Raw genomic sequence first — 24342 nt, 5'->3', positions numbered from 1 at the left:
TGACATGAGCCTGCAGTCCAAAGCCGCGCCGGTTCGGTTCGAGTCCGTGACAAAGATGTTCGGCAAGGATGTCGTTGCCGTCGACAATATTGACCTGAATGTCGAAGCAGGAAAACTGGTCACGCTGTTGGGCCCGTCAGGCTGCGGCAAGACGACGACGCTGAGGATGATCGCAGGGCTCGAAATGGCCACCTCAGGAAAGATCACCATCGGGGATCGCGATGTGACCAAACTGCCCGCGACGGACCGCGACGTATCCATGGTGTTCCAGTCTTATGCGCTGTTTCCTCATATGAGCGTGCTTGAGAACGTGATGTATGGCCTCACGTTCTCGGGCTTTGCTAAAGACGAGGCCCGCCGCCGCGCGCTGGACGGTTTGGAGCTGGTTGGCCTGAAAGGTTTTGACAGCCGCCTCCCGTCAGAACTGTCTGGCGGACAGCAGCAGCGCGTCGCTGTAGCGCGGGCCTTGGTGTTGGAACCGCAGGTGTTGCTGTTCGATGAACCGCTATCCAACCTTGATGCGAAGTTGCGCCGTCAGGTGCGCGAGGACATTCGGGCCATTCAGCAAGACCTTGGCCTGACCGTCGTCTACGTGACACACGATCAGGAAGAGGCTCTGGCAGTATCGGACGAAATCGTCGTGATGCGGAATGCCGCGATCGCCCAGATTGGCACGCCACGTCAGCTTTATGATGCACCGAACGATCGCTTCGTTGCGGATTTTATTGGCGAGGCCAACCTGTTGGCTTGCCAGATCATCTCTGTCGACGGCGACATGGCCACCATTGAGATCGAAGGCTATCGCCATACCTTGCCTTCCCGCGGCTTGCCTAAAGGGTCTGCGACCGTTGCCATCCGACCCTCCCGGCTTGTGATCGGTGCCGCGCAGGGGGTTGCGGCGACCGTCTCAAAGGCCACCTATGTGGGCGTCCGCATGGAGTACACTCTGACCGGAGCGTTCGGGCAGGTCTTTGCGGTTCATGACGATGTCGATGCTCCGCTTGAGCCGGGTACAGAAGTACGGATGGCCTTCGCCGAGAAAGGTCCGGTCCTTTTGCCCGAATAGATGCCCAATCTTCTGATCATCACGCACCCTGAGGTCATCATCGACCCGAACATCCCTATTCAGGACTGGGGGCTTAGCGCGATAGGTCGCCATCGGGCTGCGGCCTTTGCAGCCAGCGAGATTTTTGCACATGTCACTCACCTATGGGCTAGCACCGAGCAAAAGGCCCGCGAGACTGCCGACATCCTTGCCGCGCCACGAAACCTGCCGACAAAACAAGATGCCGCACTTGGCGAGAATGATCGAAGCGCCACCGGTTTTCTGCCGCGTGACCGGTTCGAAGCTGCCGCTGACGCATTTTTTGCCCACCCCAACACCAGTTTTCGCGGCTGGGAAACTGCCGTTGCCGCCCAGCGGCGGATAAACCAAGCAGTAACTTCAATTATCGAAACGCATGATGGCAGTGACCTCGCCATCGTTACCCATGGGGCCGTCGGGACCCTTCTGTGGTGCTCCTTGTCGGGCCACCCCATTGATCGGAGGTATGATCAGCCCGGGCAAGGCCATTATTGGCAAGCCGATCTAACGGACCTCAAACCGCTGAGCGGATGGCGCTCAATCGACTAGATTGTCAGGCCTGCCATGCGTTCTCAGAGATTTCACGCAAAGTATCAAACACATCCGGAGTACCAGCGATCACCCGACCGCCGTTGCGGATCATTGCGCCTGCGTCCTGATCTTCGACCACGCCGCCTGCTTCCGCAATCATCAATTGACCAGCCAGACAATCCCAGGCGTTCATATGTTCTTCGACATAGCCAAGCAGCCGGCCCGCTGCGACATAGGCCAGTGACAGCGCGCCACTGGCGTTTCTGTGAAACATGGCCCCACGCTCGATCAGGTTCGCGACGATTGGAACAATGTTACGGTTATCCACCCGGTTCGAATAACCCACTGCCACCGTTCCTTGATGCAGCGCAACACCCGAAGCGACCCTCATTGGCGCATCATTCAGTGTTGCCCCGCCTCCGCGCGAGGCTACGAAGGTCTCATTGATATTTGGGTCATGGATTACACCGATCTCGGTATTTTCCTCAGCGACGCCCGCCAGAACGATGGTCCAGGCCGGAATGCCATTGACGAAATTCGTGGTGCCATCGATTGGATCGATCACCCAGTCAAATCCGCTTGAACCTTGTGTTTCACCATGCTCTTCGCCAAATATGCCATCGTTGGGCCAAGCCTCGGCGATCCTCTGGCGGATGAAGGTTTCGACATTCCGGTCTGCCTCGCTGACCCAATCCTGTGCGCCTTTTTGATCGACGATCAAACCGCCCCGGTCGGAGAAATATCTGAAGGCGATTGTGCCAGCTTCCTTGCAGATCGCGATCGCGAAGTCTTTGCGTTCTTTGAGGTAATCCATTGGGAATCCAAATCATATCTGTTGTTGGCCAAAACTGTGCAGGCTTGGTGATGGAATGGCAAATACCAAATGCTGGTGAACTCGGTCCGGGGCAGCCATTGACAGGCGTGCCTTCAACCGCATTTCGCGTCTTCAAAACGGGGCGTGCAGGTTTCGTGCTAAACACGATGCTGTAAGAATACGTCGCCGGGAACGATTTTAGCATTGAAGAAAATGGTAGCCCGTAGGGGAATCGAACCCCTCTTTCCAGGTTGAAAACCTGGCGTCCTAACCGATAGACGAACGGGCCATTTAGACCAGACAAGCACAAGTGGTAGCCCGTAGGGGAATCGAACCCCTCTTTCCAGGTTGAAAACCTGGCGTCCTAACCGATAGACGAACGGGCCACGCTGGCTTGTGGAGGGCCTTTTACGGTTTACCTTCCCCCCCCGCAAGACGAAAAACGCAAGGCTGTGAAACTTTTTTGGCCGTTCCTGAGCGGCGTTGAAACGGTTGTCAGACAGCTTCTGCCGCGTCTTCCAGCCGCAGCTGCACGCTCTGTCGTCCGCCCCAGGTATTCACCTCAAGCCGACCCGCGAAATGGAACCGCGCACCGCCGTGATTAGACAGGCGATCCCCCAACGGGCCGTCGAATGCGCCAAAGGCGATGGCATCCAGTCCGCCAGACATTCCATCCGAAAGTGACAGCTTCAAATGTGTTTCGCCCACGCGTTTAGCAAAGCGCACTTGCAGATCAGGCAGAGCATAGCGCGGGGCAGGGGCACCGGCCCCGAAAGGACCCGCTTTCTCTACCTGTTCGATCAGATCGACTGTCGCGGCCCCGGGCATCAGCGCCCCGTCCAGTTTCAAGTCGGCGGGACCGCCTTGGCCTGCACCCTGTTTGGCCAGAAGCTCGGACAGGCGCGACATTGCAGGCTCCAACTGATCACGCATCACCGTGAGACCGGCCGCCATCTTGTGGCCACCACCCTTGACCAGCAGCCCTTCGGCAGCCAGTCGCTGGATCGACGCGCCCAGATCAACGCCCGAGATCGACCTGCCTGAACCTTTGCCCTCATCCCCGTCGAACCCGATCACGATAGCGGGCCGGTTTGCCGACTCTTTCAGCCGCGAAGCAACGATACCTACCACCCCGGGATGCCAACCGTCGCCTGCGGCCCAGACCAGCGGCGCATCCAACCCACGGTCCTCGGCTTGCGCCAAAGCCGCCGCGCGGACCGCGTTTTCGATCTCGCGCCGTTCCGAATTCAGGGCATCCAGCCGCTCGGATAAGGCTTCGGCCTCAGTGATCGAGTCCGTGCTCAGCAGCCGCGCGCCAAGATCAGCCTGACCAATGCGACCGCCAGCATTGACGCGCGGCCCCAGCAGAAACCCCAGATGATAGCTGTTGGGCGCGGTATCCATGCGCGCCACGTCTGACAACGCGACCAAACCAGGCCTTTGCCTTTGGGTCATCACTTTCAGGCCCTGTCGAACCAGCGCCCGGTTGGCGTCGATCAACGGCGCAACGTCCGCGACCGTGGCCAGCGCCACCAGATCGAGCATTGCCATCAGATCCGGCCCCTTGGCCCCGGCCTCACGCAACTGACGACCCGCCTCGACCAGCATCAGGAACACCACCGCAGCAGCGCAGAGATAGCCTAGATCGCCGCTTTCGTCCTGTCGGTTCGGGTTCACCACGGCGACGCAATCCGGCAGGGTTTCTGCACCCAAATGGTGATCCAAAACGATCACATCCGCACCCTTCGCCGCCGCGATAGGTTCGTGGCTCAGCGTTCCGCAATCCACGCAGATGATCAGGTCATGGCTAGCCGCCAGTTCCTGCATTGCAGGTACATTTGGCCCATAGCCTTCATCAATCCGGTCGGGCACATAAAGCGTCGCGGCAAGCCCCATCTGGCGCAGCCACACCAACAACAACGCAGCCGAACTGCCCCCGTCCACATCATAGTCAGCAAACACTGCGATCTTTTGGCGCTTGCGCACAGCCTGTAGAAACCGGGCTGCAGCGACGTCCATATCTTTCATCGATCGCGGGTCGGGCAGCAGTTCCTTCAACTTGGGTTCCAGGAAACCGGCGGCCTCCATCACCGGTACACCGCGCCGTGCCAAAACCTGACAGACGGCGCGAGGCAGATCTGTCTGCTGCGCCATCATTTCTGCTGACCGCTCGACCTCAATCCCCGGTCCGATCCAGCGTCGCCCCGTCAGAGATTGCTCTACGCCCAGAAATGCCACATCTCACCTCATGCACTAAGGCCGGACCCCTGGGGATCCGGCCTCTTGGTCTTTTATGAATACTCTTGCTGAAGGCGCTGGCGCAAGCCGCTATGCTTCGTTGTGTGGCCACATCGGCGTGCGGTAGGACATCCGCCGCACCGAGCCCGTTTTTGATCGCATGAGCAGCGTCGTTGTTTCAACCCAACCCGGTTCCCGCTTGATGCGCGGCAGCAGTGAACCTCCGGTGACCCCAGTAGCAGCAAAGATTACATCCGCCGTTACCATCTCGTCGCGCGCATAAACACGGTCCAGATCTGTGATGCCCGCCTTGGCCGCCCGGCCACGTTCGTCGTCATTACGGAACAACAGGCGGCCAAAGATCTGACCGCCCATGCATTTCAGCGCGGCTGCGGCAAGCACACCCTCGGGCGCGCCACCTTGACCCATATACATGTCGATGCCGGTCACTTCGCTTTCGGCGCAATGCATCACACCTGCGACGTCGCCATCTGTGATCAGGCGGATCGACGCACCGGTATCGCGGACTTCAGCAATCATCGCTTCGTGGCGAGGACGCTCCAATATGCATACGGTAATATCCGCAGGCTCGCAGCCTTTGGCCTTGGCCAGCGCTTCAACTCGCTCGCGCGGGCTCATGTCCAAGCTTACGACACCTTCGGGAAAGCCCGGACCAATGGCCAGTTTGTCCATGTATACGTCCGGAGCGTGTAGCATTGAGCCGCGCGGGCCCATGGCAATGACGGTCAGCGCGTTGGGCATGTCCTTGGCGGTCAGGGTTGTGCCTTCAAGCGGGTCCAGCGCAATGTCTACGCCCGGGCCGTTACCAGTGCCAACCTCTTCGCCGATATAGAGCATCGGTGCTTCATCACGCTCGCCCTCACCAATGACAACGACACCCTCAATGTCCAGAAGGTTCAGTTGTTCACGCATAGCGTTGACGGCAGCCTGATCGGCAGCTTTCTCATCACCCCGGCCAACCAGAGAGGCGGACGCCAGCGCGGCCTGTTCTGCCACCCGTGCAAGGCCCAGAGACAGCAGGCGGTCGTTGAAATCGATCTTGGCAGCGTTCATCTTCGCATATCCTTTGGTCAGCTAAGGCGTTTTATCCGGCATAGCCTGCGCGCAGCATAGGCCGCAAGGGGTCAGACTTGTTCGATACGCAGGGCGACGGGTTCTCCGGCCACCACATCGGTGGCGCGCAGGCCATCCAGTGCATGGTCCAGCGTCGCCCGCGTGGTTTTGTGGGTCACGATCAGCACGGGCGCTGTGCTTTCTGTGTGCCCATACTGCCGCATCCGGTCGATCGAGACTCCAGCATCGCCCAGAATCGCCGCGACCTTTGCCAGAGCGCCGGGCTTGTCCAGAAGGCCGAGCCGCAGATAGTAGGGTGCAGGTAAGCCAGTAACGGCGGAGGCTGCGTCTTGCAGGGTCGTCGCGGGGCGGCCAAATGTCGGTATATGCAGGCCTCGCGCCAGATCGCAGACGTCGCCCATCACTGCGCTGGCGGTGGGGCCTTCGCCAGCACCGGGGCCACGCAGAACGATTTGTTCAACTGCGTCCCCATCCAGCACAACCATGTTTGTTCCGCCTTCCAACTGACCTAGCGGAGAATTGCTCGGCACTAGACAGGGTTGCATCCGCTGTTCCAGTCCGCGCGCCGTTCGCTGTGCTACACCCAACAGCTTGATGCGATACCCCATGTCGTGGGCCTGATGGATGTCATCGAGGCTAATATGCTGAATGCCCTCGATCTCGATCCCATCGAAATTCGGCTTGGTGCCAAAGGCAATCGAAGACAGCAGCGCCAGTTTGTGCGCCGCGTCGATGCCGCCAACATCCAGATTGGGATCAGCTTCAAGATAGCCAAGCTGCGCGCATTCCTCGAACAGGGCGTTATAGCCCAACTCCTGCGATTGCATCCGGGTCAGAATATAGTTGCAGGTACCGTTCATGACGCCCATGACACGCGTGATCTCGTTACCCGCCAGTCCTTCGGTCAGAGATTTGATTACCGGGATACCACCCGCGACAGCCGCTTCGAAGCGAATTACACGCCCTGCGGCCTCAGCCAATTCCGCCAATTCCTGCCCGTGAATCGCCAGCAGCGCCTTGTTTGCGGTGACGACATCCTTGCCACTGGTCAGCGCCGCCTCGACCGAAGCTTTCGCGGGGCCGTTCTCGCCGCCCATCAGTTCGACAAAAACATCGATGTCTTCGCGTTTGGCCAATGCAACGGGATCGGTTTCCCATGCATAATCCGACAGGTTTACGCCACGGTCCTTGCTGGCATCACGGGCCGAAACTGCGGTGATCTCGATGCGACGCCCGGTGCGGGCGTGCAACAAATCGGCATGACGACGCACAATTTTGACCACACCCACGCCAACGGTTCCCAATCCGGCAATTCCAAGCCTCAGCGCCTGTGTCATTCCCTTGGGTCCTTTCTGCTCGCAATACCGCCCGCGATGGCGAAGTGTCCTTTGCGGGCTGCCTTAGCGGGTTCGAGGCAGGGGTGCAATCCGTCTAATCTTTTGGAGCTAGTGGCGTGGCCGAAATCCTAGTTAATCTCGGCATTCTGCAGCGCTTCGGCCTTTTCCGCCAACGCTTCGCTGCGTGCTGTCAGGTCTTCTTCTACCTCTTCCGCTTCGCTGATTGGATCGGTCGGAGGACCGAGGGCGGGATCTAAAGCAACAAGCTTGGGGTAGGGTGCCTTGCGCAATGCGGCGGTTTCGCTGCCTTCCAACTCAGGGATATTTGCGCAGCCGGCGGTGGCCAGCACAAAGAGAATGGGCAGCAAAAGCTTCATCGCAGTCCTTCGGGTCGCAGCGTGTATCCCGTGATGCACGTTTTGTCGGAATGGTTCAAGCGGGGTTCTATCTGAACGTCTGTTCAGATACGATCGAAGCATGGCGCGTACACAAGGTTCTCATTCCGATATCACCGGCCCCCGTATTCGCGAGGCCGCACTGGGGCTGTTTGCCCGTCATGGCTATGCTGCGGTTTCAATGCGGCAGATCGCAGGCGAGGTGGGGGTGCAGGCTGGGGCACTCTATAATTACACGCCCGACAAGCAGAGCCTGCTGTTTCGGCTGATGCGCGATCACATGCAGGATCTGATGGCCGCCTATGACGATCTCGACCGGTTTGATAATCCACAAGATGCGTTGCGTCAGTTTGTCGGGTTCCACATCCGTTTTCACCTGCAGCGTCCCGACGAGGTGTTCATCGCTTATATGGAGCTGCGCAATCTGAACCCCGAAAATTTTGCCGAAATCGAGGCCCTGCGCCGCCGCTACGAGGACTCGTTAGAGCATATTCTGCGTAACGGGCAGCAATCGGGTCAATTTTCGGTCTCCGATACCAAGATCGCCACATTAGCGGTGATTGCCATGCTGAATGGTGTGATCACTTGGTATCGCAGCGGTGGCCGCCTGTCGCTGGATGAGGTCGAGCAGGTGTACTGGGACATGGTCCGCAAAGCGGTTACCGCCTGACCAGCCCTTAGTGGGCCGGGCGGATGAACGTTCCGTTCCGCAACTCCCGAAACGCTTGCTGTAATTCTGCCTGCGTATTCATCACGATCGGGCCATGCCACGCCACGGGTTCATCGATCGGAGCGCCCGAGATCAAAAGAAACCGTACACCCTCGGGCCCGGCCTGAACCGTGATTTCGTCTCCGGTCCCGAACCGAACCAACGTCCTGTCTCCTGACATGTCGCGGATGTTGACCTCTTGCCCGGCGACCTCTTTCTCTAGAAGAATTCCAGTTGGCCGAGACGCATCCGCAAAGGCAGCGCTGCCTTCAAAGATATAGGCGAAGGCCCGGCGGTATGTGTCGATCGGAATGGTTTTTTTCACCCCTGCCGGTATGCTGATATCCAGGTATTGCGGATCGGCAGCGATACCGTCCACTGGGCCCGTACGTCCCCAGAATGTACCGACAATCACACGGACCTTTGTCCCATCATCATCGATGATTTCTGGAATATCAGTGCTTTGAACGTCCTGATAGCGCGGGGCGGCCATTTTCTGATCTGATGGCAGATTGCCCCACAGCTGGAACCCATGCATCTGACCGCTGGCCGACCCCTTGGGCATTTCCTGATGTAGGATACCCGACCCGGCGGTCATCCACTGGACATCTCCGGCACCCAGCGTGCCGCTATTGCCCAACGAGTCGCTGTGTTCGACTGTACCGGACAGGACATAAGTGATCGTTTCGATGCCCCGATGCGGATGCCACGGAAAACCGGCCATATAGTCCAATGGGTTGTCATTCCGGAAATCATCGAACAGCAGAAACGGGTCCAGTTCCGACGGGTCCTGAAACCCGAACGCCCGGTGCAGTTTGACGCCCGCGCCTTCCATCGTCGGGACCGCCTTGCGGAATTCCAAAGTTGGTCTGAGTGACATGAAAGCCTCCTGATCCTTTGACCGGAACTTATGCGTCGGCCTGAGGTAGTCAATTTGCGCTGGAACACTGAAGCTGTGCGAAGATGCTCAGACAGGTGACGCGGCGCTGTCCTTTGCGTATCAAAGCGGTTAAAGCGGGCGGACAATCAGGAGAACAATATGCAAGAAGAAGTGCTGGCTACGGTCGCGGCCTCGGCACCGCGGCGCTGGACTGGGGTAGGGATGCTGGTCACGGTCGGGGCGTTGGTCATTTACGTCGCGTTGGCATCGCCGCCTGAGTTAGGCTGGCAGGTCTTCTTACTGGTTTCCGGGGCAGCCGCGTTCTGGTTAGCCCGTCGCATGTGGTACGCGACCGAAGACAGGATCGAGCTGACCCAATCCCAATTGCGCACAGGCTCGGGGCAGGTGATCTGCAATATCGAGGATGTCGAAGGCGTAGACCGGGGCGTGTTCGCATTTAAGCCATCAAATGGCTTCTTGGTAATCACTCATGCACGAAGCTCAAACCAGTGGGCGCCCGGTCTTTGGTGGCGTGTCGGACGAAGGATTGGCATAGGCGGCATGACAGCCGCCGCCGAGACCAAATACATGTCGGAAATGCTGTCGGCGATGCTTGCTGAAAAGAGTTAGACACCCAAGCAAGCAGGGTCGGTATTGACGATCTGGTCGAAAACACGCGGGTGTGTGAAGACCAGATTATCCATTTCAAAGTCAGCAAATTTGAATGCCATCTGGAATGGCGCTTTGTATGTATTGTTGGTTTCGACCAAGATCATTGAGCCGTTATCAGGCATTACCGGAAGCCGTTGTTTGATTTTCACGATCTCTGCGTCGGTCCATTTCTGATATCCGGTGCCCCGCACGCAGGACCATAGAACATCGTGGAGATCGTTATCACCATCATAGGTCAGATAGGTCACACGCATCGAGACCGGTGCTCTGGTATCAACCATGTTTTCCAGAAGGTCGTACATGGTGTTGATATACGCGGCGTTAACATCTTCAGCTTCGCGTGAGAGCACATCCGCAACTGCGTAGGCTCCTTTGATGTTGATCGCGCTTTGGCGATAGCTGTCATAATAGGTGTAAGACGCAAACATTGACCAGAACAGCAGCGGCAATATCAGCATTGCCTCGACCGATAAGGCGCCGTCTTCTCGTTTGAGAAAGCGGTTCAGCAGTGCCTTGGGAAGGTTGCGATTCTCTTTGTTAATTCGAGGCATCGGCCACATCCACTGTTGTGTCAGATGAATCGTCAGGATCAGCTGATGAACCACCAAATGGTTCATGAACAAATACGGTCGTCGCCTGCAGTTCCCATTGGCCGTCGTTGTCCTGCTTCGCAATGCCGCTCAGCATCGAAAGCCCAAAAACAGGTGAAACCTCAAGACAGGCGCGGATAATCATAAGCTCATTTGAAGTCCCTTGTTCAAAAACAACTTCGTCCGGCTTACGAATTGTCTCCGGAGTGTCGACGCAATAGGGGGTTGGATCCAACTGATTGCCGACACGCGGATCAATGGACTTCATCTCGAGCGCAAGGTTTTCCGAGCAATTGGTTATCAGCGCTTCGTCACAGATCATTTTCTTCAGCAGCGCGTGATCCCATTCATCTTCCCCTTCAGGAAGGCGATTAAGCCGAACCTCCCGAATTGTCATATCCAGAGATCGTTCAAGATCGGCATGGTGGAAGGATTGCAATCCCAGATCCATGCCTGAATAAGCGACATACAGGAAGAATGGAAACCAGAAGATAAACTCGATAGACGAGTTTCCATCCTCATTCTTTCGAAATCTCCGAAGCCGATTCCGCAGTGTCTTTGTCATTGGGTCAGCCTCAGGTTTTGAATGGAGGTGCTGATTGAATCGAAGACGCGTTCAATCTGATTGCCGGTCGCTTCATAGTAACGGGCAGGTTTGATCGCGCAGTCTTTCAGCATCTGCTTAACACCGTAGGGTGCCTCAAAAGCGATCGAGAAGATGATGACATTATCTTCTTCAGCTTCTTCGCAGAGATCTACAACATTTGGATTTTTGGTCGAAGGACCAATTTCGGTCGTGGAGTCAGCTGCAAATTCTTCGCCGCGATCCCAGCCATAAGCGTGACGCAACATATTCCGAATTGCGTATTTTTCAGTATGCGCCCAGACATCAGGCCATTCCAGTTCTACTGGATCGGAATCTGTTGAAAGCCCTTCGGAGTCTTCGCGTGTTTGCGATCGATCCATCGAATAGCAGGTGCCGTTGTAGTAATCCGTACAGCGGTAGCGCATATAAGTCCCATTGCCATGGGCATGATCTTGGTATTTGTCGCGGGTCCAGCGCCTGTACGAACTGTCCCGCACAGTTGTGGCGACATTAGGCCAAGCCCAGCGGTCATACTCTTCATCGTAGATAGAATACGTTTCGGCATCTTCATTCCAATAGATGTCCGAGGGGCCGTCATTATAAGGCGGATTCACTTTGTGCTGATAAGTGTTTTCGCCATCCGTCATCAGCACCAGAACCTTGAGGGTGTCCGTGGTCTTGTTAGGGGCTGGCCGAATTGCGAACGAGTCCGGAATTTCTGAACTGTCTGCAATCTGAGCGATCAGCGGTTGGATACTATCGTCAAGCAAAGTTAGACCCCACTTGAGGCCCACATCGATCGAAGTCCAGCCGCTTGCCACAAGATTCTGGATCTGACCTTTCAGAATGTCAGGATCATTCTGGATTACCGTCATCTCTCGCCGATCTGTGGTGGTTTCAAGACGGCACGTATTGCTGGTTACCAACGTGTCGCTGAACCTTTTGTCGCTGGAGCCATTATCCTTGAAATGAAGAGTTTGCGGGACATAATCCCCTTTTGTGATGATGTTTCCTTCGTCGTCCACGATGTCGTAATAGTTGAAATCGGTCGTTGTGTAGTCCGAAGCCTGGAAATCGATGCAATTGGCCCTTTCGTTAGCCCCGATCGTGTTCAAAGCATTCATAAGGTAGTCAGGCACCGACACCTGTTCCGAGTAGGGCACGATTGAGATCGACAATCTACCATCTTCAGATTTCAGGATCATCTCATCGATAAAGTCCTCAGCGGCACTTTTGAGGTTGGTCAGCTTTGTCCCGCGCATCGAACCCGAGACGTCCAGAACCAATGAAATTTCGACGTTACCAATCGATTCTTCGGCGATGCTGGTGGCGGTTGTATCAATGTAATCGACGCCACTCCATTTCATGAAGTGTGTCTCAATGCTCATGTCGGCGCTGGCTTCGACTTTCCGCTTTCCTTCAAGTTCTGCAACCTGAGTCACGGTTCCGTCGTCGTTTGTCGTGCATGTCTCGGGCTCGACCTTGATATTTTTGATGATATTCGTATCGAAACCTTCTTTGCGAATGTAATCATTCACCACGACCCGTGGGCAAAGCTCTTGGTCCAGGTCAGCTGCGGCAAGGACCGCGCGGTCCAGTGCGTATTGTAGCCTTACCCTTTCGCGATCATACCGCATGACGTCGACCGCGAACCCGGCCACGGTGAAGACTATCACGATCAGGAAAAGGGCAAGGATCGTCATCGTGCCTTCTGTCGAAGAAACAAAGTGCCGCAAGTGCCGCGAACAACTGTTTTCGCGGCAGAGACGGTTGAATTGGGCCTTCAAATCAAACTTGCGCATAATTGGTTCCTCGGTCGATCAGACACACTGATGCCAGCACTTCGCAACTTTAATAATTTACCCACGGATCGTGGCGAGATTTGGGCGCAGTGGACACTATGCTGCTCGTTTTTAACGAGATTCAGCTTTATTCCCGGTGTTATTGGTGGTTTTGTTTCGCGCCTTTGGACAATCGCGCGGCTTTCGTTAACGCCCGACTCACCAATGGAGCTGAAAAGTAAAGTTCACAAACTGATGAAAATACGTGCAGTTACTGATTGCGGTATTTGGCAAGCAGTGCGACAAAAAGTCATGACGTATCTCGTCTACCGGCACGGAGGATTTTATGACCGGCATTAAAGAACCCAGCTTTCGTGAGAGTGTTGATTTGATGTTCAACAGAGCGGCGTCTCTGATGGATTTGCCGCCCGGGCTAGAAGAGAAGATACGGGTTTGTAATGCCACCTACACCGTTCGGTTCGGGGTGCGTCTGCGGGGGCAGATCCACACCTTTACCGGATATCGTTCGGTTCATTCGGAACATATGGAGCCGGTAAAGGGTGGCATTCGCTATGCCTTGGCGGTGAACCAGGATGAGGTCGAAGCGCTCGCTGCGCTCATGACTTACAAGTGTGCACTGGTCGAAGCGCCCTTTGGTGGCTCGAAAGGGGGCCTTTGCATTGATCCTCGCCAGTATGAAGAACATGAGATGGAACAGATCACGCGTCGTTTTGCCTATGAGCTGGCAAAGCGCGATCTGATCAACCCCTCACAGAACGTGCCTGCGCCCGATATGGGAACAGGCGAGCGCGAAATGGCGTGGATGGCTGACCAATATGCGCGGATGAATACGACCGATATCAACGCGCGAGCCTGTGTGACAGGTAAACCGCTGAACGCGGGAGGCATCGCGGGCAGGGTCGAAGCAACCGGGCGCGGCATCCAATACGCGTTGCGCGAATTCTTCCGAAACCCGGAAGACGTCAAGAAGGCGAACTTGTCAGGCACGCTGGACGGAAAGCGCGTCGTCGTGCAGGGATTGGGTAACGTGGGCTATCACGCAGCCAAGTTCCTCAGCGAGGAAGACGGGTCGCGTGTGGTCGGCATCATCGAATGGGATGGCGCACTGTACAATCCCGATGGCATCGACGTAGAAGCCGTGCGGCAGTGGATCGTCAAGCATGGCGGCGTGAAGGACTATCCCGACGCCACGCATTCCGCCGAGGGCGGCGCGGTACTTGAAGCCGAGTGTGACATCCTGATTCCGGCGGCGCTGGAGGGGGTAATAAACCTATCCAACGCCGAACGTATTAAGGCACCACTGATCATCGAGGCCGCCAACGGGCCTGTCACGGCGGGTGCTGATGAGATCATGCGCAAGAAAGGCACGGTGATCATTCCTGACATGTATGCAAACGCCGGTGGTGTGACCGTGTCCTATTTTGAATGGGTCAAAAACCTCAGCCACATCCGTTTTGGCCGGATGCAGCGGCGTCAGGAAGAAGCTCGGCATGAGTTGATCGTCAGCGAACTGGAACGGTTGGATCGGTATCTGGGTGACGCTTGGTCGATGTCTCCGGATTTCAAGGCCAAGTACCTAAAGGGCGCTGGCGAGTTGGAGCTGGTGCGTTCTGGTCTCGATGACACGATGCGCATTGCCTATCAGTCGATGAGCGAAGTCTGGCATGATCGCGCAGATGTCGACGATCTGCGCACGGCGGCCTATATCGTTGCGATCGACCGCGTCTCAAAAAGCTATCGCGCCAAGGGCCTCTGAGCGCCCAGACAACAGAAGATTCTTGAGTGGCCAACCATCGGGTTGGCCATTTTTCATTTAGGTCGAAGTCGTCAGAGTGAATGGATTAGTCGCCCAGCGACAAGTTTTCGTCGAAAACAGGAGTGGAACCGGATTCCGGCGTTGTTACTGCTGGGTGAAGTTGGTTTGATGCCGACACACCTGTAGGGAGTTCTGAATGCGTTTCTCCGGCTTACGTGTCCTGAAAGAGGGCCTGACCGGCAACAAAGGCTGGACGCCGCACTGGCGCGAGCCTGAACCGAAATCCGAATATGACGTCGTCATTATCGGCGGCGGAGGTCATGGGTTGAGCACGGCCTATTATCTGGCCAAGGAACATGGTCTGACCAATATCGCTGTTCTGGAAAAGGGCTATATCGGTGGGGGCAATATCGGGCGCAACACCACCATTGTGCGCGCGAACTATTTTTTGCAGGGCAATTCCGAGTTCTACTCGCACTCATTGAAGCTGTGGGAAGGCCTTGAGCAGGATCTGAACTACAATGTCATGCATTCGCAACGCGGGATCATCAACCTGTTCCATTCGGACGGGCAGCGTGATGCCGCTGCGCGCCGGGGCAACATGATGATCAGTCAGGGTGACGATGCTATCCTGCTCAATCGCGATGAATTGAGGCGGATGGTGCCCTATCTGAATTTCGATGACCTTAGGTTCCCTCTGTATGGCGGTCTCTACCACCCGCGCGGAGGTACAGCGCGACACGATGCCGTGGCCTGGGGCTATGCGCGCGGAGCGGACCAGCGCGGCGTGGATCTGATCCAGAACTGCGAAGTGACCGGTATTGATATCGAGAATGGCGTGGTTCGCGGTGTTCAGACCTCGCGCGGGCCGATCCGGGCCAAGAAGGTGGCGATGGTTGCTGCCGGGCGTTCAGGTCAGGTGGCGGCGATGGCTGGAATGAGGCTGCCGATTGAAAGCCATGTCTTGCAGGCCTTCGTGACCGAAGGTCTGAAGCCCTGCATCGATCATGTGGTGACGTTTGGCATGGGGCATTTCTATATCAGCCAGTCAGATAAGGGCGGGCTGGTTTTTGGCGGTGATCTGGATTTTTACGCCTCCTATGCGGCGCGAGGTAACTTGCCCACCGTCGAAAGCGTGATGGAGGCCGGGATGGCGCTGATGCCGATGATCGGCAAGGCGCGGGTGCTGCGATCCTGGGGCGGGATCATGGATATGTCGCCCGATGGCTCTCCGATCATAGACCGAACGGATATTGATGGGCTCTATCTCAATTGCGGCTGGAACTATGGTGGCTTCAAGGCGGTTCCGGGTTCGGGGAATGTGTTTGCGCATCTGATTGCGACGGATCGGTATCACGAGAATGCCACCGGCTTCCGACTGGATCGTTTCCGCACCGGGCGCGGGATTATCGATGAAGAGGGCAAGGGCTCTCAGCACAATCTGCATTGAGGGGCGCGATGTTGGATTTGGGTATTATTGAAAAGATCAAGAAGGGCGCGCGGCTATGAGGATCACCTGTCCATATTGCGGCGAGCGGGATCGGCGCGAATTCTACTATCGCGGGGCGGCAGTGGATCTGGACCGACCGGCCCCGGATGCCGGTGAGGCGGCTTGGGATGATTTTGTCTACCAACGGGAAAACCCGGCAGGGCCGATACGAGAGCTTTGGTATCACGAAGGCGGGTGCGGTGCATGGATCGTGGTCACACGAAACACGGTCACGCATGAGATGATCGACGCGCAGCCGGCATCGGAGGAGCGGGCATGAGGATCGATGGAAAGGGTCTTATCGATCGTACGCAGTCGATTCCGTTTGTTTTCGATGGTGCCAGCTATAGCGGCTATGCAGGCGACACCCTGACCTCAGCGCTTTTGGCGAATGGCGTGCGACTGATGGGGCGTTCGTTCAAGTACCACCGGCCTAGGGGTGTGCTGAGCGCAGGCAGCGAAGAGCCGAATGCGCTGATGACCTTGGGGGCAGGCGCAGGTCAAGAACCAAATATTCGCGCCACGATGCAAGAGATCTATCCGGGACTTGAAGCGCGCAGCCAGAATCGCTGGCCCAGCCTGAGTGTCGATTTGATGGGGATCAACGATCTGGCTTCCCCGTTCTTGGGCGCGGGTTTTTACTACAAAACCTTCATGTGGCCGAAAAGCTTCTGGGAAAAGCTATACGAGCCGATCATTCGACGTGCCGCCGGATTGGGAGCACTGTCGGGCGAAGACAATGCCGACAAGTACGAAAGCGCTTATGCCTTTTGCGATCTGCTGATTATCGGGGCAGGGCCTGCGGGGCTGATGGCCGCTCTGGTCGCGGGTCGTGCCGGCGCGGACGTCATTCTGGCCGACGAAAACAGTCGCGCGGGTGGGCGTCTGCTGGCCGAGACCTATGAGATCGACGGAAAACCGGGTCCCGATTGGGTTGACGAGGTGCTGGCCGAGTTAGCCGCGATGGACAATGTCCGCATCATGACCCGGACCACTATCGCAGGCGCCTATGACCAAGGTACCTTTGCGGCGTTGGAACGCGTTTTTCACCATACGGATCACCGCCCCAACGGGGCGCCGTTGGAAACCTATTGGCGGATCGTGGCCAAGCGGTCAGTTCTGGCGGCAGGCGCGCTGGAGCGCCCGGTCGCATTCCGCAACAATGATCGCCCGGGGATCATGACCGCTGGCGCGGTGCGGGCGTATCTAAACCGATGGGGTGTCAGCCCGGGCCGCAATGTGACGATCTTCGGAAATACTGACGATATCCATCGCACTGCTCGTGATTTGTTGGATGCTGGTGTCCATGTGGCGGCTGTGATCGATAGCCGCCATGACGCGCCCTTGTCTGACGACTACGAGGTTCTACGCGGGGCGCAAGTTTGTAACAGTTCGGGCCGTAAAGGGCTGGAGGCGATTACGGTGCGCCGCGCCAGTGGAGAAGAACGGATACACACGGATTGCCTTGCCATGACAGGGGGCTGGAATCCTTCGGTTCATCTAACGTGTCACATGAATAGCCGCCCGATCTGGAAGCGTGAGATCGAGGCCTTTGTGCCAACGCCGGGGGCCGTGCCGGGCATGGTGACAGCGGGTGCGTGCAACGGATCTTTCTCAACTACAGCCTGCCTTCGTGAAGGGATTGAGGCAGCCAAAGGCGTACTTGGCGATCTTGGCTACAAGGCCACGAAGACTGTGCCACCGCAGGCCGAGGATACGCCATACGAGATCACGCAGCTTTGGGCCGTTCCCGGCAAAGGGCGCGCGTGGCTGGATTTCCAGAACGATGTTACAGTGAAAGACGTCAAACAAGCCGCGACTGAGAATTTCCGGTCAGTCGAGCACATGAAGCGCTATACGACGCAAGGTATGGCGACGGATCAGGGCAAGAATTCGAACGTGGCGGCGTTGGCCATTCTAGCGGACGTCACCGGGCGCGCGATACCCGAAACCGGAACCACGACGTTCCGCCCTCCGTATTCTCCTATCGCCATTGCCGCGCTGGGCGCTGGGGCTGAAGGCAAGGGTTTCAAACCGCAACGCTTTATCACTTCGCACAAAGCGACCGTAGCGCGGAAAGCTCCGTTGGTTGAGGCCGGGCTGTGGTATCGCCCCAGCTATTTCCCAAAGGATGAAGAAACCACGTGGCGGCAATCCTGTGACCGTGAGGTCAACATGGTGCGTCAGGCCGTCGGGGTGTGCGATGTCTCGACGCTTGGCAAGATTGACATACAGGGGCCGGATGCGGGGGCGTTTCTGGACTTCGTTTATACGAACATGTTCTCGACCCTCAAAGTTGGCCGAACGCGATATGGCCTGATGTTGCGTGAGGATGGATTCGTCATGGATGATGGCACCACCGCGCGGCTGGGAGAGACGCATTACCTGATGACCACCACCACAGCAGGTGCTGGCGACGTAATGAAGCATCTGGAGTTCGTTCATCAGGGACTGCGCCCTGATCTGGATGTCTCGTTCATCTCGGTCACCGAACAGTGGGCACAGTTTGCCGTTGCTGGGCCAAAATCGCGTGAATTGTTGAATGGTTTGCTGGGCACACCTCTTGATGAAGAAAGCTGGCCCTTCATGGCTTGTGGGTCGATCTCGGTGCTGGGTGTGCAGGGGCGTTTGTTCCGGATCTCGTTCTCGGGCGAGCATGCATATGAAATCGCCGTGCCTGCGCGCTATGGCGCGACCCTTTTCGATATTTTGACCGAGCGGGCTGAAGCGCTGGGCGGAGGTCTTTATGGGATGGAAGCGCTGAACGTTCTTCGGATCGAAAAGGGCTTTATTACGCATTCCGAGATCCACGGACGGACAACTGCCTATGATATCGGCATGGGCCGAATGGTGTCGCAGAAGAAGGATTGCATCGGCAAAACCATGTCGCAACGTCCGGGGCTTGAAGAGCCGGGGCGCGAGCGGTTGGTCGGGCTCAAACCCATTGGCGAAAGCAAGGAATTGCTGGCGGGCGCGCATCTGTATCGGGAAGAGGCCGAGCCGGTGCGCACCAATGATCAGGGCTATCTGACCTCCGTGTGTTATTCCCCGACGCTGGAAACGATGTTGGGCTTGGGCTTCCTGGCGGACGGGCCTGAGAGGTATGGAGAAATCGTGAAAATGGTCGATCATCTGCGCGGCGTGACAACCCTGTGTGAAGTGGTGAACCCGGTTTTCTTTGACCCCGAAGGAGGGCGCGTCCGTGGATAATCTGACCGCCAAAACACCCTGCGACGGGTTGCTGCCTTTGACCTTCGGCTCTGTAACGCTCAGCGAAGAGGATGCGGGGGCGATCCATTCGATCTCTCCCCTCATGGGTAAGCAAAAGACGCTATCCGAAGCTTTGAAAGCAGCGCATGGGATGGCTTATCCGTCGGCTAACCGCGCGACGGGCAAAGCGGGCGCACGGGCAATCTGGTTCGGCCCGGCGCATGCGATGCTGGTCGGGCCTCTACCAAATGTGGCGCTGGTCGAGAATGCAGCCATCGTGGACCAGTCAGATGCCTGGACTGTGGTCCGGTTAGAGGGCGCCGACGTCGAGGACGTGTTGGCGCGTGTGGTGCCAGTTGATCTGCGTAAGGTGCATTTCAAGCGCGGCCATACCGCCCGTACCCTGCTGTTCCACATGACCGCTTCGATCACGCGCGTTGGTGAGAACGCGTTTCAGATCATGGTCTTCCGTTCCATGGCTGAGACATTGGTTCACGATTTGAAAAGGGCGATGGAAGGCACCGCCGCGCGCGGGTAAGCTGCGCTGAAAGAAACGAATCTTCGGAGATCCCCATGTTGCGTATCGCCATCGTTGCGGCCGTGCTGGCCACGCCAGTGGTTGCACAGGAAACCAAGGAACAGAGCTGCAAGTATCAGGCCGACGTTGTTGCAGCGATACAGAAAGCGCGACTTGACCGGGTCAAGGAACGCGATGTGGCGCAGGCGGTGGCCGACAGTGGTCCTACCTGGCCCGAGAACTACAATGCCGCTGTTCCACTGATCACGCCTTGGGTATATGAGCAAAAGATGCGCGACGTGCGTAAGAAGGATCTCGGAGCTGCGTGGCTGGAGTTGTGTTTACAACAATAATCCACAGTCAGATCATTTCTCTGTGGACAACCGCGCGCCATCCCCTTGGCGCGCGTTTTCATTTCTGGCAGGTTTAACCCATGTCTTTGCCCCCCGGATTTCTGGATGAACTGCGCACGCGCCTCAGCCTGTCTCAGGTTGTTGGGCGTAAGGTCATGTGGGACCAGCGCAAATCCAATCAGGGCAAGGGCGATATGTGGGCGCCTTGCCCCTTTCATCACGAAAAGACCGCCTCGTTCCACGTCGATGACCAAAAGGGATTCTATTATTGCTTTGGCTGCCACGCCAAAGGGGACGCGATCAGTTTTGTGAAAGAGACCGAGAATGTCTCTTTCATAGAAGCCGTGGAAATTCTGGCGCGCGAGGCCGGGATGCCGATGCCCGCACGCGATCCCAGGGCGCAGGAGAAACAGGACCGCCGCTCGCAACTGGCCGAGGTGATGGAGCAGGCGGTGCAGTTTTTCCGCCTGCAACTCAAGACCGGCGCAGGGGCGGGGGCGCGCGACTATCTGGGGCGCCGAGGACTGGATGCGCAGGCAGTGGATCGGTGGGAGATCGGGTTCGCGCCGGACGGCTGGCAGGCGTTGTGGGATCATCTGACCGGTAAGAGTGTCTCCGAGGACCTGATCCTTGGGGCCGGGCTGGCGAAACCTTCGAATAAGGGCAAAAAGCCCTATGACACATTCCGCAACCGCATCATGTACCCGATCCGCGACCCGCGCGGGCGGTGCATTGCGTTTGGTGGCCGGGCGATGGATCCCAATGACAACGCCAAATACCTGAACTCGCCCGAGACCGATCTGTTCGACAAAGGCCGCAGCCTCTACAACCATGGCCCCGCACGACAGGCGGCAGGCAAGGGGCAGCCTTTGGTTGTGGCCGAGGGCTATATGGACGTGATCGCTTTGGCAGAGGCCGGGTTTGGCGCGTCGGTTGCGCCATTGGGGACGGCGATCACCGAGCATCAGTTGCAACTACTTTGGCGCATCTCTGACGAGCCGATCATCGCTTTGGATGGCGATACGGCAGGGCTGCGCGCGGCGATGCGGGCGGTCGACTTGGCATTGCCGTTGCTGGAGGCGGGTAAGTCACTGCGCTTTGCGCTAATGCCTGAAGGCAAGGACCCTGACGATTTGCTGCGCGCCGAAGGCGCAGGGGCAGTTCGGTCAGTTCTGGACGGTGCCATTCCGATGGTGAAGCTGCTGTGGCAGCGCGAGACTGAGGGCAAGGTTTTTGATAGCCCAGAACGCAGATCTGCATTGGACAAAGCGCTTTGGGAGAAGATCAAGTTAATCCGAGATAAGTCGATACGAAATCACTATCGGCAGGAGATCCGGGATCTACTTTTTCATTTTTACCGCTCTCAGAAAAAGTTCCCTGCAAAAAATTGGAAATCCAATCGGGATAGGGATCGCAAAACTGCCGGACCTACACAGGGTGCACGCACTTCTTTCTTGGCTGCTAACGACAACAGCGCTGCTATTCGGCTCCGTGAAAGTGTCATTCTTGCAGTTGCTATATTGACGCCTGCTTTGGTGGTGCAGTTCGAAATTCAGATCGACGAAATGACATGCTTGGATCCCGAACTAAATGCCATGAGAGATGTCTTGTTGCGACATGCGGTTGATGATCCGGACAACATTAAAGATCATATTGTCGCAGCTTTGGGACCGGAACCCCTTGAAAACCTGCTGGCCCTTCGCCATGTCGCAGTGATCCCCTGTGTGTACAAACCGGGCGACGTTGAAAAGGCCGAGATGACGCTGGCCGAGGAACTCGCAAAGATCAAAGCGCTCCGGGGGTTGGATGCTGAGATTGCCGAAGCGGCGGAGGAATTGTCTGATCTGGCCGATGAGGCGCTGACATATCGGCTGGCGCAAGCCGCCGAAGAGCGCAACCGTACAAGCCGCAGCCAGAACGAAGACAGGGCCGTTTTCGACATCGCCGACAATGGTGCGCGAATCAACCGCGATGAGAAAGACGCGTTTGAGGCCATCACGTCTGGCATCAAATTCGAACGGAAACATCGATGAAGTGGTGTTTTCGTAAGGCACTGGAAAAGAAAAACGGGTAAACGGGTGGCCGAATCACTTCTACGCGCTAATGATTCGGTTCAAACGAATCACCCATCCCTGCAGGAGCATTGAATGGCCGCCAAGGATACGAACGAAGACCGCAAATCCGACGAGCAGGAACAGGAAATCTCGCTGGACATGAGCCAGGCCCAGGTCAAGAAGATGATCGCCGAGGCTCGCGAGAAAGGTTACATCACCTACGACCAGCTCAATCAGGTTCTGCCGCCTGATCAGGTCAGCTCGGAACAGATCGAAGATGTTATGTCGATGCTGTCCGAGATGGGCATCAACATCATCGAAGATGAAGAAGCCGAAGAAGAAGAAAACAAAGGTTCGACCGAACTGGTCACCACCGAAGGCCCGCGCGAGGTCGCGCTGGCTGGTGCTGCAACCGAAAAGCTGGATCGCACCGATGACCCCGTACGCATGTATCTGCGCGAGATGGGCTCGGTCGAACTGCTGAGCCGCGAGGGCGAGATTGCCATCGCCAAGCGGATTGAAGCCGGCCGGAACACCATGATCGCTGGTCTGTGCGAAAGCCCGCTGACCTTCCAGGCGATCACCATCTGGCATGACGAACTTTTGTCCGAAGACATTCTGCTGCGGGACGTCATCGATCTGGAAACCACTTTCGGCAACCAGATGGATGAAGACGGCGAGGTTGAAGAGCCGGTTGTCGATACCTCATCGGTGCAGGCGGCCAAGCCTGCCAAGGATGAGGGGCCGGAGCTTGACGCTGACGGCAACCCGATTGCCAATGATGATGACGATGATGACGACGATCAGGCCAACATGTCCCTGGCCGCGATGGAAGCAGCGCTGAAGGATCAGGTGCTGACCACGCTGGAACGCATCTCGACCGACTTCGCTATGCTGTCCGAAATGCAGGACAGCCGGATTTCTGCGACGCTGAATGAGGATGGTACTTTCAGCGCGAAGGACGAAGAAACCTATCAGAAGCTGCGCGCTGAGATTGTTGAACTGGTGAATGGTCTTCACCTGCACAACAACCGGATCGAAGCTCTGATCGACCAGCTTTATGGCATCAATCGCCGGATTATGTCACTGGACAGCTCGATGGTGAAGCTGGCTGACCAGGCTCGCATCAACCGTCGCGAGTTCATTGATGCTTATCGTGGGCGCGAGCTGGATCCGAACTGGTTGGCTGAAATGGCTGAAAAGCCGGGTCGGGGTTGGCAGATGTTCATCGAACGCTCGACCGAGAAGGTCGAGGAACTGCGCAACGACATGGCCCAAGTCGGGCAATATGTCGGTCTGGACATCCCTGAATTCCGCCGCATCGTGCAGCAGGTTCAGAAGGGTGAGAAAGAGGCGCGGCAAGCCAAGAAGGAAATGGTCGAGGCCAACCTGCGTCTGGTGATCTCGATTGCCAAAAAGTACACGAACCGCGGCCTGCAATTCCTTGATCTTATTCAGGAAGGTAACATCGGCCTGATGAAGGCGGTGGACAAGTTCGAATACCGCCGGGGCTATAAGTTCTCGACCTATGCAACCTGGTGGATCCGTCAGGCGATCACGCGTTCGATCGCGGATCAGGCGCGCACGATCCGTATCCCGGTGCATATGATCGAAACGATCAACAAGCTGGTCCGGACAGGTCGTCAGATGCTGCACGAAATCGGCCGCGAGCCAACGCCGGAAGAACTGGCCGAAAAGCTGCAAATGCCGCTTGAGAAGGTGCGCAAGGTGATGAAAATCGCCAAAGAGCCGATCAGCCTTGAGACACCAATCGGTGACGAGGAAGACAGCCAGCTGGGCGATTTCATCGAAGACAAGAATGCCGTGCTGCCACTGGACAGCGCCATTCAGGAAAACCTCAAGGAAACCACCACACGGGTTCTGGCCTCTCTCACCCCGCGTGAAGAGCGGGTTCTGCGGATGCGCTTTGGCATCGGCATGAACACCGACCACACGCTGGAAGAGGTCGGTCAGCAGTTCAGCGTGACGCGCGAACGTATCCGCCAGATCGAGGCGAAGGCGCTGCGTAAGCTGAAACACCCGAGTAGGTCGCGTAAATTGCGGTCCTTCCTAGATCAGTAAATCGAAGGGCGCCTCATCCCGAGGCGCTTTTTTCTTTCGCCCGCTCACAATGACTGAACTTCAAATCAAATTGGCGGGAATTCGCAAGGAGTCCGGCGATGCCATCTTTATATCGCCGCTGTCCACTCATGGACAGGCCGGGGCGAGG

Annotated in this window: 22 protein-coding genes and 2 tRNA genes; 13 read left to right on the top strand and 11 right to left on the bottom strand. The window is 56.9% G+C overall.

Features of this window, described 5'->3' with window-relative positions; all coding sequences use genetic code 11:
* Positions 1-4: 4 nt before the first annotated feature.
* A complete protein-coding gene (locus tag ACR0I1_RS05025) occupies positions 5-1066 on the top strand; it encodes an ABC transporter ATP-binding protein (RefSeq protein ID WP_480705241.1) in 1062 nt (353 codons plus the stop codon).
* Positions 1067-1633 carry a histidine phosphatase family protein gene (locus ACR0I1_RS05020; protein ID WP_170403387.1) on the top strand — a complete coding sequence of 189 codons (567 nt, stop codon included), beginning with the start codon at positions 1067-1069 and terminating at the stop codon, positions 1631-1633.
* 4 nt (positions 1634-1637) lie between these two features.
* Here ACR0I1_RS05020 and ACR0I1_RS05015 read toward each other — a convergent pair whose 3' ends face one another.
* The 7 genes from ACR0I1_RS05015 to ACR0I1_RS04985 all read right to left on the bottom strand — a co-directional run bounded on the left by ACR0I1_RS05015 (position 1638) and on the right by ACR0I1_RS04985 (position 7476).
* Complete coding sequence (locus ACR0I1_RS05015) at positions 1638-2429, bottom strand: inositol monophosphatase family protein (RefSeq protein WP_480705239.1); 792 nt, start codon at positions 2427-2429, stop codon at positions 1638-1640.
* Between the two features lie 214 nt (positions 2430-2643).
* Positions 2644-2718, bottom strand: a tRNA-Glu gene (locus ACR0I1_RS05010).
* Positions 2719-2740: 22 nt separating this feature from the next.
* Positions 2741-2815, bottom strand: a tRNA-Glu gene (locus ACR0I1_RS05005).
* Between the two features lie 109 nt (positions 2816-2924).
* A complete protein-coding gene (recJ, locus tag ACR0I1_RS05000; protein WP_223117848.1) occupies positions 2925-4667 on the bottom strand; it encodes a single-stranded-DNA-specific exonuclease RecJ in 1743 nt (580 codons plus the stop codon).
* Positions 4668-4757: 90 nt separating this feature from the next.
* Positions 4758-5741, bottom strand: a complete 984-nt coding sequence (gene glpX, locus ACR0I1_RS04995) for a class II fructose-bisphosphatase (RefSeq protein ID WP_170422349.1) — start codon at positions 5739-5741, stop codon at positions 4758-4760.
* Between the two features lie 71 nt (positions 5742-5812).
* Positions 5813-7099: a homoserine dehydrogenase gene (locus ACR0I1_RS04990; RefSeq protein WP_170734741.1), complete on the bottom strand. Its 1287-nt coding sequence runs from the start codon at positions 7097-7099 to the stop codon at positions 5813-5815.
* 128 nt (positions 7100-7227) lie between these two features.
* Positions 7228-7476: a hypothetical protein gene (locus tag ACR0I1_RS04985; RefSeq protein WP_170422347.1), complete on the bottom strand. Its 249-nt coding sequence runs from the start codon at positions 7474-7476 to the stop codon at positions 7228-7230.
* Positions 7477-7576: 100 nt separating this feature from the next.
* Between ACR0I1_RS04985 and ACR0I1_RS04980 the strand changes: the two genes are divergently transcribed.
* Entirely contained in the window at positions 7577-8164 is a 588-nt protein-coding gene (locus tag ACR0I1_RS04980) for a TetR/AcrR family transcriptional regulator (protein ID WP_170512799.1), read from the top strand.
* Positions 8165-8171: 7 nt separating this feature from the next.
* Here ACR0I1_RS04980 and ACR0I1_RS04975 read toward each other — a convergent pair whose 3' ends face one another.
* Positions 8172-9083 carry a pirin family protein gene (locus ACR0I1_RS04975; RefSeq protein ID WP_170734763.1) on the bottom strand — a complete coding sequence of 304 codons (912 nt, stop codon included), beginning with the start codon at positions 9081-9083 and terminating at the stop codon, positions 8172-8174.
* A 159-nt stretch (positions 9084-9242) separates the two neighbouring features.
* On the opposite strand from ACR0I1_RS04975, the gene ACR0I1_RS04970 reads away from it, so the two are divergent.
* Positions 9243-9713: a hypothetical protein gene (locus ACR0I1_RS04970; protein ID WP_170565779.1), complete on the top strand. Its 471-nt coding sequence runs from the start codon at positions 9243-9245 to the stop codon at positions 9711-9713.
* Here the strand turns inward: ACR0I1_RS04970 and ACR0I1_RS04965 are convergent.
* Genes ACR0I1_RS04965 through ACR0I1_RS04955 form a run of 3 tightly spaced genes read right to left on the bottom strand, consistent with a single transcriptional unit; the run spans position 9710 to position 12634 of the window.
* Complete coding sequence (locus ACR0I1_RS04965) at positions 9710-10306, bottom strand: hypothetical protein (protein WP_170396270.1); 597 nt, start codon at positions 10304-10306, stop codon at positions 9710-9712. The two genes, ACR0I1_RS04970 and ACR0I1_RS04965, sit on opposite strands and share 4 nt — an antisense overlap.
* A complete protein-coding gene (locus ACR0I1_RS04960; protein ID WP_170396272.1) occupies positions 10293-10910 on the bottom strand; it encodes a TadE/TadG family type IV pilus assembly protein in 618 nt (205 codons plus the stop codon). The genes ACR0I1_RS04965 and ACR0I1_RS04960 overlap by 14 nt, the downstream gene beginning before the upstream one ends.
* Positions 10907-12634 carry a pilus assembly protein TadG-related protein gene (locus ACR0I1_RS04955; RefSeq protein ID WP_255612046.1) on the bottom strand — a complete coding sequence of 576 codons (1728 nt, stop codon included), beginning with the start codon at positions 12632-12634 and terminating at the stop codon, positions 10907-10909. Before ACR0I1_RS04955 ends, ACR0I1_RS04960 begins: the two co-directional genes overlap by 4 nt.
* Positions 12635-12763: 129 nt before the next feature.
* On the opposite strand from ACR0I1_RS04955, the gene ACR0I1_RS04950 reads away from it, so the two are divergent.
* The 9 genes from ACR0I1_RS04950 (at position 12764) to rpoD (ending at position 24194) form a co-directional block, all read left to right on the top strand.
* Positions 12764-13072, top strand: a complete 309-nt coding sequence (locus tag ACR0I1_RS04950) for a hypothetical protein (protein WP_170396276.1) — start codon at positions 12764-12766, stop codon at positions 13070-13072.
* Positions 13059-14489: a Glu/Leu/Phe/Val family dehydrogenase gene (locus ACR0I1_RS04945; protein WP_170396277.1), complete on the top strand. Its 1431-nt coding sequence runs from the start codon at positions 13059-13061 to the stop codon at positions 14487-14489. Before ACR0I1_RS04950 ends, ACR0I1_RS04945 begins: the two co-directional genes overlap by 14 nt.
* Before the next feature lie 196 nt (positions 14490-14685).
* Positions 14686-15939, top strand: coding sequence for a sarcosine oxidase subunit beta family protein (locus ACR0I1_RS04940; RefSeq protein ID WP_480705235.1), 1254 nt, complete (start codon positions 14686-14688; stop codon positions 15937-15939).
* 55 nt (positions 15940-15994) lie between these two features.
* Positions 15995-16258: a sarcosine oxidase subunit delta gene (locus ACR0I1_RS04935; protein WP_480705233.1), complete on the top strand. Its 264-nt coding sequence runs from the start codon at positions 15995-15997 to the stop codon at positions 16256-16258.
* Positions 16255-19188, top strand: a complete 2934-nt coding sequence (locus ACR0I1_RS04930) for a sarcosine oxidase subunit alpha family protein (protein WP_480705231.1) — start codon at positions 16255-16257, stop codon at positions 19186-19188. Before ACR0I1_RS04935 ends, ACR0I1_RS04930 begins: the two co-directional genes overlap by 4 nt.
* Positions 19181-19726 (top strand): sarcosine oxidase subunit gamma family protein, encoded by a 546-nt coding sequence (locus ACR0I1_RS04925; protein WP_170800246.1) that lies wholly within the window; start codon positions 19181-19183, stop codon positions 19724-19726. The genes ACR0I1_RS04930 and ACR0I1_RS04925 overlap by 8 nt, the downstream gene beginning before the upstream one ends.
* A gap of 35 nt (positions 19727-19761) precedes the next feature.
* Positions 19762-20058 (top strand): hypothetical protein, encoded by a 297-nt coding sequence (locus ACR0I1_RS04920; RefSeq protein WP_170396287.1) that lies wholly within the window; start codon positions 19762-19764, stop codon positions 20056-20058.
* An 80-nt stretch (positions 20059-20138) separates the two neighbouring features.
* Positions 20139-22091, top strand: a complete 1953-nt coding sequence (gene dnaG / locus ACR0I1_RS04915) for a DNA primase (protein ID WP_480589934.1) — start codon at positions 20139-20141, stop codon at positions 22089-22091.
* A 114-nt stretch (positions 22092-22205) separates the two neighbouring features.
* Complete coding sequence (gene rpoD, locus ACR0I1_RS04910; protein ID WP_170396291.1) at positions 22206-24194, top strand: RNA polymerase sigma factor RpoD; 1989 nt, start codon at positions 22206-22208, stop codon at positions 24192-24194.
* Positions 24195-24342: the final 148 nt, after the last annotated feature.

It is taken from the genome of Ruegeria sp. B11 (assembly GCF_056539785.1).
This window is presented reverse-complemented; position numbering and strand designations above follow the sequence as displayed.

Coding starts and splice junctions, on each gene's coding strand:
- ACR0I1_RS04935 (WP_480705233.1), top strand. CDS start 15,995: ATGAGGATCACCTGTCCATATTGCGGCGAGCGGGATCGGCGCGAATTC.
- ACR0I1_RS05015 (WP_480705239.1), bottom strand. CDS start 2,429: ATGGATTACCTCAAAGAACGCAAAGACTTCGCGATCGCGATCTGCAAG.
- rpoD (WP_170396291.1), top strand. CDS start 22,206: ATGGCCGCCAAGGATACGAACGAAGACCGCAAATCCGACGAGCAGGAA.
- ACR0I1_RS04960 (WP_170396272.1), bottom strand. CDS start 10,910: ATGACAAAGACACTGCGGAATCGGCTTCGGAGATTTCGAAAGAATGAG.
- glpX (WP_170422349.1), bottom strand. CDS start 5,741: ATGAACGCTGCCAAGATCGATTTCAACGACCGCCTGCTGTCTCTGGGC.
- ACR0I1_RS05025 (WP_480705241.1), top strand. CDS start 5: ATGAGCCTGCAGTCCAAAGCCGCGCCGGTTCGGTTCGAGTCCGTGACA.
- ACR0I1_RS04990 (WP_170734741.1), bottom strand. CDS start 7,099: ATGACACAGGCGCTGAGGCTTGGAATTGCCGGATTGGGAACCGTTGGC.
- ACR0I1_RS04945 (WP_170396277.1), top strand. CDS start 13,059: ATGACCGGCATTAAAGAACCCAGCTTTCGTGAGAGTGTTGATTTGATG.
- dnaG (WP_480589934.1), top strand. CDS start 20,139: ATGTCTTTGCCCCCCGGATTTCTGGATGAACTGCGCACGCGCCTCAGC.
- ACR0I1_RS04975 (WP_170734763.1), bottom strand. CDS start 9,083: ATGTCACTCAGACCAACTTTGGAATTCCGCAAGGCGGTCCCGACGATG.
- ACR0I1_RS04955 (WP_255612046.1), bottom strand. CDS start 12,634: ATGACGATCCTTGCCCTTTTCCTGATCGTGATAGTCTTCACCGTGGCC.
- ACR0I1_RS04965 (WP_170396270.1), bottom strand. CDS start 10,306: ATGCCTCGAATTAACAAAGAGAATCGCAACCTTCCCAAGGCACTGCTG.
- ACR0I1_RS04970 (WP_170565779.1), top strand. CDS start 9,243: ATGCAAGAAGAAGTGCTGGCTACGGTCGCGGCCTCGGCACCGCGGCGC.
- ACR0I1_RS04940 (WP_480705235.1), top strand. CDS start 14,686: ATGCGTTTCTCCGGCTTACGTGTCCTGAAAGAGGGCCTGACCGGCAAC.
- ACR0I1_RS04985 (WP_170422347.1), bottom strand. CDS start 7,476: ATGAAGCTTTTGCTGCCCATTCTCTTTGTGCTGGCCACCGCCGGCTGC.
- ACR0I1_RS04980 (WP_170512799.1), top strand. CDS start 7,577: ATGGCGCGTACACAAGGTTCTCATTCCGATATCACCGGCCCCCGTATT.
- ACR0I1_RS05020 (WP_170403387.1), top strand. CDS start 1,067: ATGCCCAATCTTCTGATCATCACGCACCCTGAGGTCATCATCGACCCG.
- ACR0I1_RS04930 (WP_480705231.1), top strand. CDS start 16,255: ATGAGGATCGATGGAAAGGGTCTTATCGATCGTACGCAGTCGATTCCG.
- ACR0I1_RS04950 (WP_170396276.1), top strand. CDS start 12,764: ATGCCAGCACTTCGCAACTTTAATAATTTACCCACGGATCGTGGCGAG.
- ACR0I1_RS04920 (WP_170396287.1), top strand. CDS start 19,762: ATGTTGCGTATCGCCATCGTTGCGGCCGTGCTGGCCACGCCAGTGGTT.